At 68.5% G+C, this 18,795-nt stretch carries 14 protein-coding genes and 1 pseudogene; 11 read left to right on the top strand and 4 right to left on the bottom strand.

The window, feature by feature from the left end:
- Positions 1-12: 12 nt before the first annotated feature.
- Positions 13-111, top strand: a pseudogene (locus tag ACGFIF_RS04970) (DUF2613 family protein); the annotation flags it as partial.
- On the opposite strand, the gene ACGFIF_RS04975 reads toward ACGFIF_RS04970, so the two are convergent.
- Positions 65-1,249 (bottom strand): glycosyltransferase family 4 protein, encoded by a 1,185-nt coding sequence (locus tag ACGFIF_RS04975; RefSeq protein ID WP_393151545.1) that lies wholly within the window; start codon positions 1,247-1,249, stop codon positions 65-67. The pseudogene ACGFIF_RS04970 and the gene ACGFIF_RS04975 sit on opposite strands and share 47 nt — an antisense overlap.
- Before the next feature lie 116 nt (positions 1,250-1,365).
- On the opposite strand from ACGFIF_RS04975, the gene ACGFIF_RS04980 reads away from it, so the two are divergent.
- Both ACGFIF_RS04980 and ACGFIF_RS04985 read left to right on the top strand, forming a co-directional pair.
- Positions 1,366-2,112 carry a methyltransferase domain-containing protein gene (locus ACGFIF_RS04980; RefSeq protein WP_393153641.1) on the top strand — a complete coding sequence of 249 codons (747 nt, stop codon included), beginning with the start codon at positions 1,366-1,368 and terminating at the stop codon, positions 2,110-2,112.
- The gene (locus ACGFIF_RS04985) at positions 2,109-6,182 is read left to right on the top strand and encodes an alpha-(1->3)-arabinofuranosyltransferase (protein WP_393151548.1); all 4,074 of its coding nucleotides are present in this window, start codon (positions 2,109-2,111) and stop codon (positions 6,180-6,182) included. The genes ACGFIF_RS04980 and ACGFIF_RS04985 overlap by 4 nt, the downstream gene beginning before the upstream one ends.
- Here ACGFIF_RS04985 and ACGFIF_RS04990 read toward each other — a convergent pair.
- Together ACGFIF_RS04990 and ACGFIF_RS04995 are read right to left on the bottom strand one after the other, a co-directional pair.
- A complete protein-coding gene (locus ACGFIF_RS04990; RefSeq protein ID WP_393151550.1) occupies positions 6,071-7,294 on the bottom strand; it encodes an acyltransferase family protein in 1,224 nt (407 codons plus the stop codon). The two genes, ACGFIF_RS04985 and ACGFIF_RS04990, sit on opposite strands and share 112 nt — an antisense overlap.
- Positions 7,291-9,054 (bottom strand): hypothetical protein, encoded by a 1,764-nt coding sequence (locus ACGFIF_RS04995; RefSeq protein ID WP_393151552.1) that lies wholly within the window; start codon positions 9,052-9,054, stop codon positions 7,291-7,293. The genes ACGFIF_RS04990 and ACGFIF_RS04995 overlap by 4 nt, the downstream gene beginning before the upstream one ends.
- Before the next feature lie 111 nt (positions 9,055-9,165).
- On the opposite strand from ACGFIF_RS04995, the gene ACGFIF_RS05000 reads away from it, so the two are divergent.
- Entirely contained in the window at positions 9,166-10,233 is a 1,068-nt protein-coding gene (locus ACGFIF_RS05000; protein ID WP_393151554.1) for a DUF3068 domain-containing protein, read from the top strand.
- Here ACGFIF_RS05000 and ACGFIF_RS05005 read toward each other — a convergent pair whose 3' ends face one another.
- A complete protein-coding gene (locus ACGFIF_RS05005; RefSeq protein ID WP_393151556.1) occupies positions 10,234-11,025 on the bottom strand; it encodes a class I SAM-dependent methyltransferase in 792 nt (263 codons plus the stop codon). It abuts the gene before it with no gap.
- 53 nt (positions 11,026-11,078) lie between these two features.
- On the opposite strand from ACGFIF_RS05005, the gene ACGFIF_RS05010 reads away from it, so the two are divergent.
- The 7 genes from ACGFIF_RS05010 (at position 11,079) to ACGFIF_RS05040 (ending at position 18,640) form a co-directional block, all read left to right on the top strand.
- The gene (locus ACGFIF_RS05010; protein WP_393151558.1) at positions 11,079-11,969 is read left to right on the top strand and encodes a phosphotransferase family protein; all 891 of its coding nucleotides are present in this window, start codon (positions 11,079-11,081) and stop codon (positions 11,967-11,969) included.
- Positions 11,970-12,221: 252 nt separating this feature from the next.
- Positions 12,222-13,700 carry a 30S ribosomal protein S1 gene (rpsA, locus tag ACGFIF_RS05015; RefSeq protein ID WP_393151560.1) on the top strand — a complete coding sequence of 493 codons (1,479 nt, stop codon included), beginning with the start codon at positions 12,222-12,224 and terminating at the stop codon, positions 13,698-13,700.
- Positions 13,701-13,824: 124 nt separating this feature from the next.
- A complete protein-coding gene (gene coaE / locus ACGFIF_RS05020) occupies positions 13,825-14,442 on the top strand; it encodes a dephospho-CoA kinase (RefSeq protein WP_393151562.1) in 618 nt (205 codons plus the stop codon).
- A gap of 203 nt (positions 14,443-14,645) precedes the next feature.
- On the top strand, positions 14,646-15,782 hold the full coding sequence (locus ACGFIF_RS05025; protein WP_393151564.1) for a PrsW family glutamic-type intramembrane protease: 1,137 nt from the start codon (positions 14,646-14,648) through the stop codon (positions 15,780-15,782).
- Entirely contained in the window at positions 15,779-16,897 is a 1,119-nt protein-coding gene (locus ACGFIF_RS05030; protein ID WP_393151566.1) for a hypothetical protein, read from the top strand. The genes ACGFIF_RS05025 and ACGFIF_RS05030 overlap by 4 nt, the downstream gene beginning before the upstream one ends.
- Complete coding sequence (locus tag ACGFIF_RS05035; protein WP_393151568.1) at positions 16,894-17,772, top strand: hypothetical protein; 879 nt, start codon at positions 16,894-16,896, stop codon at positions 17,770-17,772. Before ACGFIF_RS05030 ends, ACGFIF_RS05035 begins: the two co-directional genes overlap by 4 nt.
- Positions 17,773-17,806: 34 nt before the next feature.
- Complete coding sequence (locus ACGFIF_RS05040; RefSeq protein ID WP_393151570.1) at positions 17,807-18,640, top strand: hypothetical protein; 834 nt, start codon at positions 17,807-17,809, stop codon at positions 18,638-18,640.
- Positions 18,641-18,795: the final 155 nt, after the last annotated feature.

Below are 18,795 nucleotides of genomic sequence, written 5' to 3' on the forward strand. Positions count from 1 at the left end.
GGGACACGCTTCATGGGATCACTGATCGGTGCGGCCATCGCCATTTTCGCCGGGATGGCGGTCGCTACGACCACGGTTGTCGGAGTCGTGCAGTCGGTGAAGGACGATCCGACGCCGCCGCCGGGACAGACCCAGGGGCAGGCTGACGTTCCGATCGTGGGCTACGGAACGAAGTAGAAAGCAGCCTGTCGAAGGCCAGTGCGGTCGCGCCCCAGGTGAAGTTGCCCGCACTGGCCGCTGCCCCGTCCGACAGCCGCCGCCGAAGCTCGACGTCCTGCAGCAGTTCGGTGATCGCAGTGGCGAACTCACTGGGGCTGTCCACCAGCACACCCGACACTCCGTCGTGCACCGACTCCGTCGGTCCACCCGCACTCCGGTAGGCCACAGTCGGTACGCCGTGACCCGCAGCCTCACCGACGACCAGTCCCCAGCCCTCCTTGAGGCTCGGCAGCGCCAGCACCCACGCCTCGTCGTACGCGGCGTGCTTGTCGTCCTCACTGACGTGGCCGCGGAACTCCACCGCGTCCTGCAGTCCGCGCTCCTCGACGTACGTCCGCAGCGAGTCCTCCCACCAGCCTGAGCCGACCACGACCAGTCGCGCGTCGGGCAGCACCTTGCGGGCCGCGGCGATCGCGTCGACGGCGTGCTCGACCTGCTTGTGCGGCACGATCCGGCCGACGCACACCACGGTCGGCACCGGCGACTGAGGTCGTTGCCGCGGCGGTGCCGGGTCGGTGCCGTTGTGGATCACGTCGATGCTCTTCACGCCAAGACTCACCAGCTCATCGCGTGAGGCCGACGACACGGTGACGTAGCGGCAGTCGTCGTACAGCCGTGGTGCGACGCGCGACTCGAGCCACCAGCCGAGCCGGCCACGCCAGCCCGGGTACACCACCTGCCACTGCTCCTCGTGGACGTGATGCACGAGGACGACGACGCCGGTACGACGTACGAGGCGAGTAAAGAATGGGAGACCGTTCTGCACGTCGATCACGTGGTCGGGACGGCGCAGCCACGTGTGCAGCAGGCCACGCAGGTACACCGTCACCTTGGTGCCGCGGTACAGGTACCTCACGTCGTCGCGACGTGCTTCGCGCGGACTGCCCGGGTAGGCCGCGCACAGCACGGTCACTCGCCAGCCCAGCGCCGCAAGGCCTCTCGCCACCTCCTCCACATACCGCTCCGACCCTCCGCCCTCGGGGTTCGTCATGTCCCGCCAGTTCAGCAACAGCACGCTCTGCGCACGCACCTTGTGAGCCCCACCCTCCGGTAACCTCCCCCGAGGTAATGGGGCGGGACGTTACCAAGGAGTAACGATGTCCGCCAGACCTCGCAAGATCCGTTAATGTCCCGCCTGTGCCAGTGATGACGAACCCCACAGCGAGCAGCGCGTGGACAGCCGACCTCGGTCGTGCGGTCCGGCTGTTCCGGGCGTTCGGGGTCGAGCAGTCGGACCCGGATCACTTCTACGGAACGCTGGCCGCGGACTCGGTCGGTCAACTCCAGCAGTACGCCGACATGTCGGGTGCGCTGATGCTCGACGTCGGCGGTGGCCCCGGGTACTTCGCGGACGCGTTCCGGCAGGCCGGAGCGATGTACTACGCGATCGACTCCGACCTGGGCGAGCTCAGCGGCCGTGGTGAACCCTCACCGGGCACAGTGCTCGGCAGTGGCATGGCACTGCCCGTGGCGGACGCCTCCGTCGACATCTGCTTCTCGTCCAACGTGCTGGAGCATGTGCCCGACCCGTGGCTGATGGCCGACGAGATGGTCCGGGTCACCAAGCCGGGCGGAACCGTCTTCCTCTCGTACACCGGCTGGTGGGGTCCACACGGCGGCCACGAGACAGCTCCGTGGCACTACCTCGGTGGACACCGGGCCGCGCGTCGGTACGAGCGCCTGCAAGGCCACCCGCCGAAGAATCGGTTCGGTGAGTCGCTCTTCCCGATCACTGTCGCCGGCGGACTGCGCTGGGCCCGATCCTGCCCGGACGCGGATCTGGTGGCCGCCGTACCGAGGTATCACCCGCGCTGGGCGTACGGCGTACTCGCGTTGCCCGGGGTGCGTGAAGTCGTGACCTGGAACCTCGTCCTGGTGCTGCGGCGGCGATGAGGAGGCTGAAAGCAGGAAGTACGGAGCAGGTGGTCTGGCGGGCGAGGCTCGTGCTGGGCTGCCTGGTCCTGATCGCCCTGTCCTTCCACCAGGCACCGGGCAAGATCGTGCCGGACACCAAGCTCGACCTCACCGCGGGGCCGGGCGGCTTCCTCGCCCGCTCGCTGCACCTGTGGGATCCGCAGGGAGCCTTCGGGCAACTGCAGAACCAGGCGTACGGCTATCTGCTCCCGATGGGCCCGTTCCACTGGCTGCTGGACGCGCTGTCGGTTCCTGACTGGGTGACGCAACGGCTGTGGTGGTCGGTGGTGCTGTGCGTCGCTTTCCTCGGTGTCTGGAAGCTGTGCAACGCCTTCGACTACGGAGTGCCCTGGACTCGCTTTGCCGCGGCACTGCTGTACGCGCTGAGCCCACGCATCCTTGGCGAGGTGTCGATCACCTCGATCGAGGTCTGGCCGATGGCGATGGCGCCGTGGGTGCTCGTGCCGCTGGTGACACCGCGGGCGCGGTCGGGCTGGTGGCGGGTCGGCTGGTCGGCCGTGGCGTTCGCACTGGTCGGGGGAGTCAACGCAGTCGCCACAGGTGCGACGCTCGTACTCCCTGCGCTGTGGTTGATCACCCGACGGATGGACCGGTCGACACTGAAGGTCGCGGTCGGCTGGCTGGGTTGTGTGGTCGCCGTGTCGGTCTGGTGGCTCGTCCCGCTGATGCTGCTCGGCCGCTACAGCCCGCCGTTCCTGGACTGGATCGAGGACGCTGCCATCACGACCGGCATGGCCAGCGTGTTCGAGTCGTTCCGCGGTACGTCGCAGTGGCTCAACTTCCTGTCCGGCGCCGACGGACCCAGCTGGCCGGCCGGCTGGCTCTACGTCACTCAGCCGATGCTGATCCTGACGACCGGAGTCATCGCGTTGCTGGGCCTGGTCGGCCTGGCGATGGGGTCACTCAAGCACCGCGGGTTCCTCCAGCTCTCGCTGGTCGTGGGACTCCTGCTGGTGACACTCGGCCATGCAGGTGCGGCCGGCTCACCGCTGGCGTCGCAGCTGCAGGACCTGCTCGACGGACCGCTCGCCGCACTCCGGAACACCCACAAGTTCGAGCTCGTCGTCCGGCTGCCACTCGCACTCGCAGCGGCCCACGCGATGAGCAGGCTCGCTGTGTGGGCAACGGCTCGAGGGCTCCACCGTCGGGTAGTGCCCGTGCTGATTGCCTGTCTGATCGTCTCCGTCGCGACACCGGCCATCTTCGGTCAGCTGCCCAGACGGGAGGGGTACGACGCCATCCCCGCGCACTGGCGTGAAGCTGCGACCTGGCTCGACAGCCAGACGAACAGCGGCACAGTCCTCGTCGTACCGGCCGCATCGTTCGCCGACTTCACCTGGGGCTCCACCAAGGACGAGCCGTTCCAGGCGTTGCTGAAACGACCCATGGCCGTGCGAGACGCCGTACCGCTGGGGTCTGCTGGTACGACGCGGTGGCTGGACGAGGTGGAACGCCGACTCGGCACAGGTGTCGGCGACCAGACACTCCGGCAGGCACTGGCCCGTGCCGGAGTCAGGTACGTCGTGGTGCGCAACGACCTCCGGTACGACGCACAGGTCACGCCGACGCTGGCAGTCCACGAAAGCCTGGCCGAGGCCGGAATCAAGCGCGTGGCCAACTTCGGACCGGCCACCGGCAGCACCATCGAGCAGCCCGAGGTGACACTCGACGGACGCACCCGGCTGCCGTACCCGAGCGTGGAGATCTACGACGTCGGCGACACGAGTCCGGCCCGACTGATCCCGCAGTCGCAGCTCGTAGAGGTCCGTGGAGCCGCCGAAGACGTGCCGGCCGCTCTGACCGCACTGGGTGGCGAGCGGGACGCCGTGACCTCGTCAGACGCAGCCGGAAAGCTCACCGGACTGCCGCTGATCCAGACCGACGGCCAGCAACGCCGTGAGGTGTCCGTCGGCCGCCCGGCCGAGAACTACTCACCTGTTCTCTCCGCAACGGAGCCCAGCCGGCTAGGCCGCCGCGCCCTCGGGTACGACGTCAGCCCGGCAGCACCGAGTACGACGCGGACGTGGGGCGGCGGCATCGTCGACGTACGGGCATCGTCGTCGGCGGCCGATGCGGACGCCACCCTGCGGACCGGGGCCGGCAACGGGCCCTTCGCGGCAGTCGACGGCGATCCGTCGAGTCGCTGGATCTCCGGCACCTTCGGCCGGAGCAGTGGTGAATGGCTGGAGCTGAGCTTCGCCTCGCCGCGGACTGTCGACGGCCTGAAGGTCCAGTTCTCGCTGGCGCCTCCGACCACCGAACCGGTCCGGACGCTGCAGGTGGAGACCGACGCGGGTTCGCTGACCTCTGTGGTGTGGGGGTCGATCGAGCCGCAGAACATCCCGGTACCACCGGGAACGACGCAGCGACTGCGGCTCAGCGTCGGCATCACCGACGGCAAGAACCCGAACGGTGTGTCCATCGCCGAGGTGAGCCTGCCGGGGATGCTCGGGGTCAGTCGGCTGACCGTGCCGGCGGAGGATCGTCAGCCGAGCGCACTGGTGTTCAGGAACCAGCAGATCGGCCGCTCCGCCTGTCTGCACGTGGACACGCGGCCACTGTGCCGGCAGAGCGTCGCCAAGGACTCCGAGGAACCCACCGGGCTGCAGCGCAGTGTGGAGTTGCCGAAGTCTGCGTCGTACCAGCTGCACGGGACCGCGCTGCCCAAGGACGGTGCCGCGCTGGAAGCCCTGCTGCGGGTTCCAGGTGCCATCACGGCCGCTGCCTCGTCGCGCGCCGTCACGGCTCCGGAGGGTCGACCGGGTGCCGCGGTGGACCGCGATCTGGGCACCGGCTGGGTCGCCGATCCCTCCGACGGCCGTCCGACCCTGATCCTGAGGTTGCCGAGGGCAAGGACGGTCAGCGGGCTGCAGTTCCTCACCGACCCATACCTGACCGCGTCCCGGCCGACCGAGGTGACGCTCCGGATCGACGGCGGCCCACCGGCCGCCAGCACGGTCGATCCAGAGGGCTACGTCCGATTCGCGGCACGGACGCTCCGCACGATCGAATTGGACTTCACCAGCACCAGACCGTTTGTCGACTTCGACTCCGCGACCGGCCTCGCCCGGAACGCTCCGGTCGGCGTGGCAGAGGTACGGGTGCTAGGGGCCGACGACTTGCGCAAGGCACTCGACCTGGACGGCCAGACTGGCTCGTTCTGCGGCTACGGCCCGGGCGTGCGGCTGGACGGCGTACCTGCGGACACTCAGGTGAAGGCGACGGTGCGGGACCTGCTGCAACGGCGGCCGGTGACGTTCACGACGTGCGGTAAGGACAGCACGGTTGCCGTGCAGGCCGGGCGGCACAACCTCGACGTACTGGCCGGTGGCGGGTTCGTGCCGATCGAGGCGACGTGGACCAAGGCGGGCTTCGGCAATGTGTCGAAGAACCCCGTGCAGGCCGTTGAGGTGTGGCGGCCCAACCCTGCCGAGCTGACCGTGGAGGTGCCGGCCGCGGCTGAGCAGTCGGTGCTGACCATTGCGCAGAACTACAACGAGGGCTGGGCCGCGTACGACGGCAATGGGCGCAAGCTGACCCCGATCCGGGTCGGTGGCTGGCAGCAGGGGTGGGTGTTGCCGGAGGGAACCGAGCAGGTGGTCAAGGCCCGGTTCATGCCCGATCGCACGTACCGGGCCGGGTTGCTGGTCGGTCTGCTCGCGATGCTGGCCGTGACCGCGATGGCCGTGTTCTTCCGGCGCCGGTCGAGGCACTCGGGGCACCGGCTGCGCGAAGGTCGGTATGTCGGCCCGTGGGTGACTGTAGGCCTCGGCCTAGCGGCAGGTGCGTTCATGTCCGGCTGGATCGGCTTGGTGGCCGTCGCGGTCGCTGCGGCGTGTACGTGGTTCTTGTCCGGCCGCCTGGTGATCGCGATGGCTGCCGGTGTGGTGGCCGTCGGAACGCTGATCGCCGCGGTTCAGCCCTGGCCGGACGGGGGAGCGGGGCTGACTTCCGGAGTGGTCCAGGCGTCGATCTTGTTCGGCTGTGCACTCGTGCTGTTGTCCCGGCCGACCGGTGAGACGTCGTAGTTCTTGTCGCGCCGGCCGAGCCGCATGATCGGCCGCTCCATCCCGTAGTAGCTGGCTGCCGCGACAGCAGCCGACACCACGAGCGTCGGGAAGAAGAGCAGGGCGAACCGGCCGCCGAACAGCGTGTACCCGGTGACCCGCTCGACGACGCCCAACACGATCACGTGGTACGCGAAGACGCCGTACGAGATGTCACCGGCGATGTGGCCCATCTTGCCGCCAAGGACGCGGGCGGCACGTGCTGTCGGGTTCAGAGCCGGGAACAGCACGCAGGCCGCGATCGCTGTGTACAGAAGGCTTTTCACGAACGCCTGGCCGGGTGTGGGGGCCGACAGGTTGTACGGACCGGCCACCGGACTCGCGGCGACGACCAGTAGCGCGACAGCGATACCCCACACCGTTCCGGGGATCTTGGTCAGCATGTCCAGCGCGGACGGCCCGAGCCTCCCGCTGCTACGAGCCACCTGCCACAGAGCGAACCCCATGCCGACCGCAAACCAACCGACGTACCCGGGAAGCCAGAGCCCGGCACGGGCGTGATCGGTCGCGTTCGCGCCGGCCATCCACATCGGACCGAGCAGAGTGAAGGCACCCAGTACGGCGAGCCGCCAGCGCACACTGCGTCGGGTCGGACGCTCGTACCCGGTCAGCAGCTTCGCCAGCACCGGCAGCAGCAGGTAGAACGCGACCTCGGTCGCCAGACTCCACAGCTGCGTGAGCCCGTCCGCTGCCAGACCGTCGAAGTAGATCTGGGTGAGTGTGGCGTGCTGCAGGTACGTCGCCCACGTGATGCTGTCCTTGTGTGGGACCAGGAGTGCGGCAAGCACGACGGCGACCCAGAGCGCCGGGAGGATCCGCAGCGCGCGGTTGCGTAGGTACGGCAGCGTCAACGGGGGCAGGGTGCCCTCGAACCACGCGACCACGTGCGGCCGGTAGAGCAGGAACCCGGAGATCGCGAAGAAGATCGCGACACCGACGTCGAGCCGCGCGAGCAGGCCGGCGAACGGGCCGTTCAGCGACTCGCCGCTGTGAAACCCGACATGCGTGGTCAGCACCGCGAGCGCCCCGATCGCCCGCAGCCCGTCCAACGCCGGGAATCTGGTCCGTGTCATCTGGGCAATCCGATCTCGAGGTTCTCCACGCACAGGTTCGTCGCGGGATCGGAGGAGCGTAGCCGAACCGCGGTGGCGGTGATGCGCCGCGACGGGCCGAGGTACATGGTGCCGACTCCGGCGGGCCACTTGGCGGCGGGCAACGCCGCGACGTTGCCATCGGCGTCGACGAGTTCGACCGACACCTGGTTCTCCCGGTCGGAGAAGTACCCGGCCTTCACGGACCACTTGGCGGTTGCCAGCTCGGACTGCGTCGACGTCAGTGGCACGGTCAACGGCTCGGTACCGCGCAGCAGCAGGTTGCAGAAGGAGTTGCTCCTGGATGTCGGCTCACCACGCGACCACACCGCGAACTGCGCGGGCCGGAGCTTCCCGGTCTCGTCGACCAGGAGCGGCTCAGTGCCCGGTTCCTGCAACCGGAACGGAATCCCCGCCATCCGCAGCACCGGCGACAACCGGGTGTCGGTCATGAGAGCGGTCGCGATCGGCTGCGGCATGTCCGTGTCCCAGATGTTCACGTTGGGTCCGGCCCATTCCAGCTCCGCGGTCACGTTCGCGAAGTAGGCCTTCGCCGGATTGTTCGCCCACTCCCTGGCGAACCCGGCGTCCGACACGACCACTGCGGCGACCAGACCTCCCACCGCGGCAACGGGGACAACGAGCCGCATCCGCAGGGTCCGGGCCGACAGAACCACGGCCAACGTCAACGGGATCGAGAGATCGGACCAATAGTGGTAGTGCATGGTGAAGACCGACCCGAACGTCGCGAAGCGTCCGTAGGACACGAGCAACACGGTGACGAGGACGTACGCCGCCACTGCGGCCCACAGCAGGAGCACTCGCCGGTCCCGGCGCCAGGCCGCCACCAGCAGCACGCCGGTCACCAGTCCACCGACCAGGAGCTCAGCGACGCCAGGGGCGGCGAAGCTCAGCGGCTGCCCGGTGTCGGTCCACGTCCAGGGGCCGCCGGCCAGCGCGGACAACGGCACCCGGAAGCCCCGCAGGGTGAGTTCCACCAGTTGCCCGGTCGGGAGCCGGCCCTGCGACGGGTTGCCGTTGGTCAGGTAGAGGGTGCCGAAGGCCACGACGGCGACGGCGAGGGCGGCGGCGTACGGCCAGGTACGGCGGAGCCAGGCCCGGATCGGCTCGTCGCGCAGGTAGAGAGCGAGAGCGACGGCCGTGCACAGGATCAGGGCTGACTTCTCCCAGCACGCAAGGGAGATGAGCAGTGCTAACGGGCCATAGGCGACGGCTCGGCGGCGATGGCCGGCGTACCAGTCGATGGTTGCGTGTAGCAACAGCAGGCCGAAGACGTGCGCGGGCAGGTTGTTCACGCCGCTCGACAGCGACATGAACGACACCATGCTGAGCGGGGTGAGCGCGTAGAACAACGTCCCGGCGACGACCCACCAGCTCGGGCCGAGGAGGCGCAGCAGCAGGTGGCCCATCAGGTAGATCGCGACGGCCTGCATCACCACCCGCCAGGCGACGGTGAAGTCGTGGTTCAGCGGTGCCACCTCGGCGAAGACCGCGTAGACGAACCGCAAGCCGGGCGCGATGTGGTCGTTCACCGGGGTGAGCAGTTCGGCTGGCGCGAACCCGCGGTCGCCCTGGACGAGGAAGGCGAGGTCGTCGGTCAGCCACGAACCCCGGCGCGCGAGCAGCCCGAGGACGGCGGCCTGCACGACCGCGATCGCCACCACGACGCCGCGGAGCACCGATGAATCAGGTGCCGTCGGCACGCCGGAGATCCCCCTCATGCGGCGCGACTATATGACAGTTCGGACACCGGCGAATTTTGTTGTCCCTGCCGTCTGTTCAAGGTGGCTACCCGCTGGTAGCGTCCCGCGGACAGACCGGGAGGGGATGTTGTGGGGAATCGCAGTCGAGCACTGATGATCGGGCTCGGGGTGTTCTTCGTCGGCGTTGCGGCGCTGGCCAGGTTCTACGCGTATCCGACGCTGGCGGTGGCGCCGGCGGACCAGATCGCACACACGGTGTCGGCCGGGCCGGACGCGACCATCTTCAGCATCGCGGAGCTGAAGGAGAAGGGCGGCGTCGAACTGGAGGCGCGTCGTACTGTCCGCGGTGACGTGGCCGCGGCCGAGAAGATCAGCAAGGCACTGGACCGCAAGGTCGTGGTGTTCGACACCGCCGTGGTCACCGACGACTCGAAGAACTACCAGTTCCCCGACGACGCGTCGAAGACCGACGAGATGCCGTTGAGCTTCGTCCAGGAGCGTGTCGTCCTGGACGCTCACACCGGTGAGGCGGTGCGCTGGAACCCGTCGGGTGACGACAACAGCGGCGAGTACATCGCCACCACGCTGGAGAAGGCCGACCGGCTCAAGCCGGATCAGAACAGCCCGCTGTTCAAGGGGCACGAGGGCCTGGTGCTGAAGTTCCCGTTCGGCACCGAGAAGAAGACGTACAAGTTCTGGGACTCCACGCTGCGCAAGGCGTTCCCGATCCAGTTCAAGGACGAGACCACGCTGCAGGGTCTCAAGGTGTACGTCTTCGAGCAGGAAGTGCCCAAGCAGGACGTTCCGCTGGCCAAGCCGCTGATGGTGCCGGGCAACCTGGTCGACGAGCCGGGCCGGGACTCGGTCGAGGTGCAGCGCACGTACAAGAACACCCGGACCCTGTGGGTCGAGCCGATCACCGGCGCGATCATCAAGGGCCAGGAGCAACAGCACGCCACCATCGCCTACAACGGCGAGGACAAACTGGTCGCGACCCAGGTCACCATCGCGTACGACGACGCGACCGTGACGAAGAACGTGAAGGGTGCGACCGAGAACGGGGTGGCCGAGGGCGGCTACCAGTCGAAGGCGTCGCAGCTGAACCTGATCGGCTTCTGGGTGCCACTCGGCGCCCTGGTCGCCGGACTGCTCCTGTTCGGCTTCGTCGGCTTCCGGCAGTTGCGTCCGCGGACCTGATCAGCGCTTGTGGGCGGACCAGATCGCGGTGCCTGGGACCAGGCGGCCGCGATCCGGTCCCCACCCGCCCCAGACCAGGTCGTGCCCAGCCGGCCACTCGGGTTCGAGCAGGTCGTCCACGACGAACCCGGCACCGGTGAGTGCGCGGATCCAGTCGCCGGTCGTCCGGTGGTGCTCGGCGTAGATCGGCGTACCGGCGCCGTCGACTTCCACGTACGGCGTCCGGTCGAAGTACGAATGGGTGATGTGCAGACCGGCCGGTGTCGGGTCGTCCGGCATCGTCCAGCGGATCGGGTGGGTGACGGAGAACACCAGCAGACCGCCCGGCTTCAGGGTCCGGGCGATCTCGCGCAGGGCGGTCTCGGCCTCGGCCACGAACGGGAGCGCGCCGAAGGCCGAGCAGACGATGTCGAACGTGACATCTCGATACGGCAGGGCCGTGACGTCGGCGGCGACGGTCCGTACGGCGGTGCCGGTGCGCTGGTCGAGTTGCCGGGCGACCCGGAGCTGCTCGACCGAGATGTCGAAGGCGACCACGTCGGCGCCCTGGCCCGCCAGCCAGCGCGAGCACTGGGCGCCGCCGCAGCCGACCTCGAGGATGCGTTTGCCGCGGACGGGCCCGAGCAGCTGAGCGGTCTCCTCGTCGACTCCTTCGGGACACCAGACGAACCGGTCGTCGCCGAGGAACTCGCCGTGCTCGGACAGATACTCCTCGGCCGCCGAGTCCCAGTACGTCCGGCTGGCACGTGACGTCTGAGCCTCGGTCAGCTCAACCCTCCGCGGCTCGACCACCCGCTCACCTTATCCAGCGCTATCCGCCCAGCCGATTTGGCAGGATCACGGGTATGAGTGACTTCGCGGCGAGTGCGGTGCCTTTGGCGGGTGGGTACGGCGGTCAGACGTATGCGGTCAGCGCGGGCGGTGAGGACGCCGTACTGAAGCTGTATGTGAAGGATCCCGGGAGGGCGGCGGTGGATGCGGCGCTGCTGCGACTGGTGCACGGGCTGCTGCCGGTGCCGCGGATCCTGGACGCGAAGCGCGAAGGGTCCCCGGACGATCCGCCGTACCTGCTGACCGAGCGGCTGCCGGGGGTGAATCTGCAGGTCTACCTGGACGCGGCGGGAGACGAGGACCGCCGGCGGGTCGGCGAGCAGTTGGGGGAGTTACTGGTCCGGTTGAGCGGGATGCCGTTCCTTACCTTCGGGATGTTCCGCGACGGCGAGCTCGCCGTGGAGCCGTTCGGGTTCGGTGACCTGGAGGGCTTCTTCGAGGGTCTCGACCTCGGGTTCGACCAGAAGCACCAGGAGGGCTTCCGGGACGTCATCCGGTACGCCGAGGACGTCCAGGCCGAGGGGGTCGACCGGGTCTGCCTGGTGCACAGCGACTTCAACCCGAAGAACCTGCTGGTCGACCCGGCCACGGCGCGGATCACCGGGTTGATCGACTGGGAGTTCGCTCACGCCGGGTCGCCGTACACGGATCTGGGAAACCTTTTCCGGTTCTGTGACGATCCGGTTCTGGCCGGGGCCGTGCTGAGCGTGGTCCGGGGGAGTGGACTGGAGCTGGGCGAGCCGCTGGTGGACCTCGGCCGGGCAGCGGATCTGTGGGCGCTGCTGGAGCTGGCCTCCCGGTCGGCCGAGCACGAGATCGCCGCGGCGGCGCACGCTCTGGTCTCCCGAATGGCGGACACGGGCACCCTTGCCGGAGGCCGAGTGGCCCTGGACGTCGTACATTGAGATGAGTGGCACGTCGGGAAACCTCGGCGGGCAGCCGGTGCGGTGCCGGGTGCCCCGGGTTGCCGTGCGTTCGTCGATACAAGTATTCTGTCAGATGCGCTATGAGCCCGCGCGACCTCGGACGGAGCAGGCTCGTGCTCGCAGCAGCTCGGTGGTGAATCTGTGCTCTTCAGGCAATCCAGCGGTTTGATGCGATCCAACGGTTCATGACGCGACCGCACAACACCACCAGTCCACGGAGCAACCCACCACATGACGGCCAGCATCGAGGCACCTCTCGACCCCGCAGTACGCACCACCCCGCAGGTAGCGGTCAATGACATCGGGTCGGAGGAAGACTTCCTCGCGGCGATCGATCAGACCATCAAGTACTTCAACGACGGCGACATCGTCGAGGGCACCATCGTCAAGGTCGACCGGGACGAGGTCCTGCTCGACATCGGTTACAAGACCGAAGGCGTCATCCCCTCCCGGGAACTGTCGATCAAGCATGACGTCGACCCGAACGAGGTCGTCAACGTCGGCGATCACGTCGAGGCCCTGGTTCTCCAGAAGGAGGACAAGGAAGGCCGTCTGATCCTCTCGAAGAAGCGCGCCCAGTACGAGAAGGCCTGGGGCACCATCGAGAAGATCAAGGAAGAGGACGGCGTCGTCACCGGTACCGTCATCGAGGTCGTCAAGGGTGGTCTCATCCTCGACATCGGCCTGCGTGGCTTCCTGCCGGCGTCGCTCGTCGAGATGCGCCGGGTCCGCGACCTCCAGCCGTACGTCGGCCAGGAGATCGAGGCCAAGATCATCGAGCTGGACAAGAACCGCAACAACGTGGTCCTGTCCCGCCGGGCGTGGCTGGAGCAGACGCAGTCCGAGGTGCGGATGAACTTCCTCACCCAGCTGCAGAAGGGCCAGATCCGCAAGGGTGTCGTCTCCTCGATCGTCAACTTCGGTGCGTTCGTGGACCTCGGCGGCGTCGACGGTCTGGTGCACGTGTCCGAGCTGTCCTGGAAGCACATCGACCACCCGACCGAGGTGGTCGAGGTCGGCCAGGAGGTCACCGTCGAGGTGCTGGACGTCGACATGGACCGCGAGCGCGTCTCGCTGTCGCTGAAGGCGACCCAGGAAGACCCGTGGCAGCAGTTCGCCCGGACCCACCAGATGGGCCAGATCGTGCCCGGCAAGGTCACCAAGCTGGTTCCGTTCGGTGCGTTCGTCCGCGTGGAGGAGGGCATCGAGGGTCTGGTGCACATCTCCGAGCTGGCCGAGCGGCACGTCGAGATCCCGGAGCAGGTCGTCCAGGTCAACGACGACGTCATGGTCAAGATCATCGACATCGACCTCGAGCGGCGCCGGATCTCGCTGTCGCTGAAGCAGGCCAACGAGGGTGTCGACCCGGTCTCGGACGACTTCGACCCGACGCTGTACGGGATGGCGGCGACGTACGACGAGCAGGGCAACTACGTCTACCCCGAGGGCTTCGACCCGGAGACCGGCGAGTGGCTCGAGGGCTTCGACAAGCAGCGCGAGGAGTGGGAGCGGCAGTACGCCGAGGCCCACGCGCGCTGGGAGGCCCACAAGAAGCAGATCGAGGACGCCAAGACGGCGGACGTCGAGGCCGGCGAGGCGTCGACGTACTCCTCCGCCGCGGCTCCGAAGGACGACGCCCCCGTCGAGGGTGCGCTCGCTTCCGACGAGGCGCTGCAGGCTCTCCGCGAGAAGCTGACCGGCCAGGGCTGACCCTGACCCGGCGGTTCTGACCGCGTAAGGCCCGAGGCCCCCGCATCCCCGTACTGGATGCGGGGGTCTCGCACGTTTGTGGGCCGCGACAGGTGGCGGGTCGCGGCGCGGATAGGGTGCTGGTGTGCTGAGAGTGGGACTGACCGGTGGGATCGGGTCCGGGAAGAGTGCGGTGTCGTCGCGGTTGGCGAAGCGCGGGGCGGTGGTGATCGACTCCGATGTACTGGCGCGCGAGGTGGTCGCCAAGGGCACCGATGGGTTGGCCGAGGTGGTCGACGCGTTCGGCGACGGCGTACTGACCGCTGACGGTGAGCTGGATCGGCCGGCGGTCGGGCGGATCGTGTTCGGTGACGAGACCGCCCGGCGCAAGCTGGAGGCGATCATCCACCCGCGGGTCCGGGCCCGAGCGGCCGAGATCGAGGCGGCCGCACCGGCCGACGCGGTCGTGGTGCACGACATCCCGCTGCTGGTCGAGACCGGTCAGGCGGACAAGTTCGACGTCGCCCTGGTCGTCGATACGCCGGTCGATGTACAAGTCGAGCGGCTGACCACGCAGCGCGGGATGACTGAGGCGGAAGCGAAACAGCGGATCGCCAGTCAGGCGTCGCGGGAGGACCGGCTCGCGGTGGCCGATCTCGTCGTGGACAACTCCGGCACGCTCGACGACCTCGATCGGCGGATCGACGAGGTGTGGGCCGGATTACAGCAGCGGGTAGGGCACGGTCCGGACACGAAAGCGTGACCCCTGCGCGGTAAATGATGAATCCAGGGCGGCCTGTACAAGAATCTGTCCCGGTCCGGCCCGGGTGACTCCGGCCGGCACCACCGTCGGCGCGGCCCCGCGCCGGTCCGGACGTCCGAGGTTGGGAGGATGGCGTGGTCTGTCCGCGCTGTAACTCAGACGTCCCCGAGGTCTCGCATTTCTGCCACCACTGTGGCAACGATGTGCGCTCCGGGGACGCCGAGCGGAAGAAGGCGTACGCCGCCAGGCCCGATGAGCCGGTGGCGTCGTTCCGGCTGGTCTCGACGATCATGCCGCAGGGCGCCGGCCGGCAGCCCTACACCTACAAGGTCGCGCTGGGCATCGCGCTGCTGCTGACGGTCGTGACGGCCGCGCTCGGCGCCCTGCCGGTGGCGATCATGGTGGCCGCCTTCTCCATTCCGATCGTCTACATCCTCTATCTGTACGACGTGAACTTGTGGGAGGACGAGCCGGTCCCGGTCGTCGCCGCGGCGTTCGTGCTGACCGGCGTACTGGCTGCGGTCTTCACCTGGTTGTGGTCGGACAAGGTCGTGTTGTCGATCGACACGATCGGCGGCAACGACGCCGGACCGGCCGCACGCGACCTGTTGATCCTGCTCCTGCTGGTCCCGGTCGTGTCCGAGCTGATCCGTCAGATCGGCCCGCTCTACCTGGCTTCCCGGCCGCGGTACGACGACCTGATGGACGGCTTCACGTTCGGCGTGGTGGCCGGTGTCGGGTTCGCCTGCTTCGAGACGCTGGTGCTGCACTGGGGCTGGATCAGCGGCGGCTTCGCCGGTCCGGGCAGCAGCACCGGGACCTGGATCTCGATCGTGGTCCTGCACGGGTTCATCAAGCCGCTCATCTACGGATCGGCCACCGGCCTCGCCGCCGCCGAGTTCTCCGGCCTGGGCGAGGGGTACGACGGCTTCACGCCGCGCTGGGTGGCCGGCGTGATCCAGGCGATCCTGATCAACGTTCTGTTCCAGGGCGGGGTCTACCTGCTCGGCTTCGTCGGCGGACACGGCTCGACGATCGGCGCGATCCTCGCCGTCGTCTGGGGTCTGCTGCTGCTCGGCGCGCTGATCATCCGGGTCCGCACCGTGCTGCACAAGGGTCTGCTCGAGGCGGCGCTGGAGTCGGCCGCGCGGGGTGGTTCCAACCACGCGTCGGGTGACCTGGCCTTCTGCTCGCGGTGTGAGATGCCGCTGCTTCCGCACTCCGACTTCTGCTCCGCGTGCGGCAACTCGGTCCGGTCCGTGGCGAAATCCGCCCGGGGTGTGACAGCGCCGGCGGCAGCAGGTGGGTACGAGGCGACGACTGGGGAGGCGCAGGCATGAGCAACCAGCAACCGCCGTACGGACAGGGCGGCCAGGGGCAGCAGCCGTACGGCGGCCAGCCGGGTCAGCCGCCGTACCAGGGCCGGCCGGGTCAGCAGCAGCCGGGTCAACAGCCTGGGCAGCCTGGTTACGGGCAGCCGCAGGGGCAGCCGGGGTACGGTCAGCAGCCTGGACAGGCGCAGCCCGGGTACGGGCGGCCGCAGCAGGCTCCGCCCGGCTACGGTCAGCCGGGCCAGCCGCCGTACCAGGGTCAGCAGCCGGGCCAGCAACCAGGGCAGCAGCCTTACCCGGGCCAGCAGCCCCCCGGCCAGCAGTACCCGGGTCAGCAGTATCCGGGCGGCCAGCAGGGCTACCCGCAGCAGCAGGGCTACCCGCAGCAGCAGGGGTACCCGGGCCAGCAGCAACAGCAGCAGCCGTATGGCGGTGGCCAGCAGCAGTGGGGTCAGTACGGCGGCCAGCCCCCGCGCGGCAAGGGCGGGAACAAGATCCTGTACCTGGCCGGTGGTGGGCTCGCCGTCGTCGCCGTGATCGGTGTCGTCCTGGCCCTGATCTTCGGCGGCGGTGACGACAAGGAGGCCGGCCCGAACCCGAACCCGAACCCGGAGCCGACCACCACCAGCACCGAGAGCCCGTCACCGGAGCCGACCGGCAACGTCGACGAGGGCATCGAGGTCGCCGAAGGCGTCTACGTGAAGCCGCAGCCCGGCTACGTCCGCAAGAGCCTGGACAACTTCTCCGGCGTCTACCTGCTCAAGCAGGGCGAGGCCTACTTCATGGTGAACGCGTTCAAGGCGGACGGCGAGACCACCTCGACCGTGCTGCCGGAGCTGCTGAAGATCGAGACGAAGGGTCTGTCCCAGGTCAAGACGGGCCAGCCGCGGGAGACCAAGCCGGGCGAGAACGACAAGACCGAGGTCAAGGTCGTCACCACCCAGAGCTTCCAGGCCGTGTCGAGCACCCAGAACGGCAGCCTGCCGGTGGTCGGGTTCGTCGGCGTGATCGAGCGCAACGACGGCGTGATCACGATCATCCGGGTGTACGGGCGCAAGGACAAGATCGCCACCGTCGAGCCGGACACGACGGCGATGTTGAAGTCGGTGGTCAGGAGCCAGTGACCGGTAAGCGCGACAAGGGTGCCGGCGCAGGCAACCCCTGGGTCAACGAGCCCGGACCGGACAACGACGCGGCGGCTCCGACGGAACCGGAGCTGCCGCCGTCGCCGTGGAACCAGGAGGTAGCCCCTCCAGCCAGTCCGTGGACCGACACGCCCGGGCCCGGTCCCGGTCCGGCCACGGAGACGAGTTCGGCGTGGGGCGAGAAGGTGGGGGCGCCGTCGTTGCGGCGGCCGCCGCCGGAGAAGAAGAGTCCGCGGATCCCGTCGCTGCTGCTCCCGATCGGCGCCGGGCTGATCGTGGTCGTGCTGGTCGCGGTCGCGCTGGTCCTGCTGTCCGGTGGCGACGACACCGCCGAGCAGCCGCCGACCCAGTCACCGGCGCCGACCGCGAGTACGCCGGTGACGTCGTACGTGCCGCCGGCCAACGCGATGCAGGTCGGCTTCGGCGTGTCCGTCGTACCGGTGGAGGGCTGGAGCCTGCTGGAGAAGGAGACGCAGGGCAAGGAGCTCGTCACCTACGCGCCGAACGGTGAGCCGCGGGCGTTCTTCTGGGTCCGGCAGAAGCAGAACGTGACCGCGCAGGCGTACCTGCTGGCGATCGTCGAGGGCGAGACCGAGAACGAGATCGCCCAGCTCGGCAACACCCGGAACCTGCCGTGCCCGAAGGACGTCTTGGAGGAGTGCGTCGCGATCAGCTACACCTCCACCGCGAAGGACAAGAACGGGCTGGACGTGAAGGTGCAGGGCTACGTGGAGGTCTATCGGCGCAAGGACAACGTGGCCACCGCCCTGGACTTCCGGACCCGGGTCGACTTCGCGCAGAAGGCCGAGGCGGACGCCGAGACGATGAAGAAGTCGGTACTCGACAGCCTCTGATGACGACAACCCAGACACACCACGAGGAACAGCTATGAGTCAGCAGTACGGGCCGCCCCCGGGACCGCCACCCGCCCCCTCGTCCGGCTGGGGTCCGGCTCCGGGCGCCTCCGGTCCCGGGGGATCCGGCCCGGGTGGACTTGGCCCGGGTGGACCTGGCCCCGGCGGCTGGGGCACCGGGCCGCGGCAGCCGCAGCGGTCGCGGAAGTCGAACCGGAGCCAGCTGATCATCATCGGCTGCGCGATCCTGGCCGTCGCGCTGGTCGCGGTCGGCGTGGTCCTGCTGGTCACCGGTGGCGGCGAGGAGGAGAAGCCGGTCGCGAACCAGACCCCGGACCCGACCGGCACCCTGTACACGCCGCCGACGCCGACGAAGGCGGTCATCACCAAGGGCCCGAACGACACCGGGGTCGAGGTGGGCGGCGGGATCTGGTTCACCCCGGCCAAGGGCTGGCTGCCGGACTGGGACAAGTCCAAGGGCGGCAAGAACTACATCCTGCAGCAGTTCAACCGCCGCGGCCTGATCGACGGGTACTACTGGGTCCGGCAGACCGAGTTGTACGACGCCAAGGGCTTCGCCGAGCACCTGGTCGACGTCGAGTCGAACAACATGAAGAACGTGCGGATCAGCAAGGGTGTGGTCTGCAAGCCGGCCAACGAGGCGATCAAGGCCTGCTACGCGCTGTCGTACTCCGCCTACGTGCAGACCAGCAGCGGCAAGCTGATCCCGTTCAAGGGCTTCGTGACGGCGTACCAGGACCAGTTCGACAAGGTCACCGCCACCGACGCCGGCCTGGAAGCCACCGTCTACAAGCGCCGCGTGAACGAGCTCATCTACATGAACAACACCCTGATCAAGAGCTTCTGAACCGCGCTCTGAGCCCCGCCTCCGGCTGAGTGAGCCCAGCCGCCAGCTGAGGGGCGGAGCGCCTCACTCCCAGCCCGCCGAGCGGAGCGAGGCGGTGCTTTTGGGCTTCTGACCTGGGGTTTTTAGAAACTGTCGGGGGCGGGCCGTACGGTGGA

This window comes from Kribbella sp. NPDC049174 (assembly GCF_043197365.1).
GTDB lineage: Bacteria > Actinomycetota > Actinomycetes > Propionibacteriales > Kribbellaceae > Kribbella.

What these genes read in the sequence shown, in the direction of transcription:
- ACGFIF_RS04980 (WP_393153641.1), top strand. Translation starts at nt 1,366, where the DNA reads ATGACGAACCCCACAGCGAGCAGCGCGTGGACAGCCGACCTCGGTCGT.
- ACGFIF_RS04985 (WP_393151548.1), top strand. Translation starts at nt 2,109, where the DNA reads ATGAGGAGGCTGAAAGCAGGAAGTACGGAGCAGGTGGTCTGGCGGGCG.
- ACGFIF_RS04990 (WP_393151550.1), bottom strand. Translation starts at nt 7,294, where the DNA reads ATGACACGGACCAGATTCCCGGCGTTGGACGGGCTGCGGGCGATCGGG.
- ACGFIF_RS04995 (WP_393151552.1), bottom strand. Translation starts at nt 9,054, where the DNA reads ATGAGGGGGATCTCCGGCGTGCCGACGGCACCTGATTCATCGGTGCTC.
- ACGFIF_RS05010 (WP_393151558.1), top strand. Translation starts at nt 11,079, where the DNA reads ATGAGTGACTTCGCGGCGAGTGCGGTGCCTTTGGCGGGTGGGTACGGC.
- rpsA (WP_393151560.1), top strand. Translation starts at nt 12,222, where the DNA reads ATGACGGCCAGCATCGAGGCACCTCTCGACCCCGCAGTACGCACCACC.
- ACGFIF_RS05030 (WP_393151566.1), top strand. Translation starts at nt 15,779, where the DNA reads ATGAGCAACCAGCAACCGCCGTACGGACAGGGCGGCCAGGGGCAGCAG.
- ACGFIF_RS05040 (WP_393151570.1), top strand. Translation starts at nt 17,807, where the DNA reads ATGAGTCAGCAGTACGGGCCGCCCCCGGGACCGCCACCCGCCCCCTCG.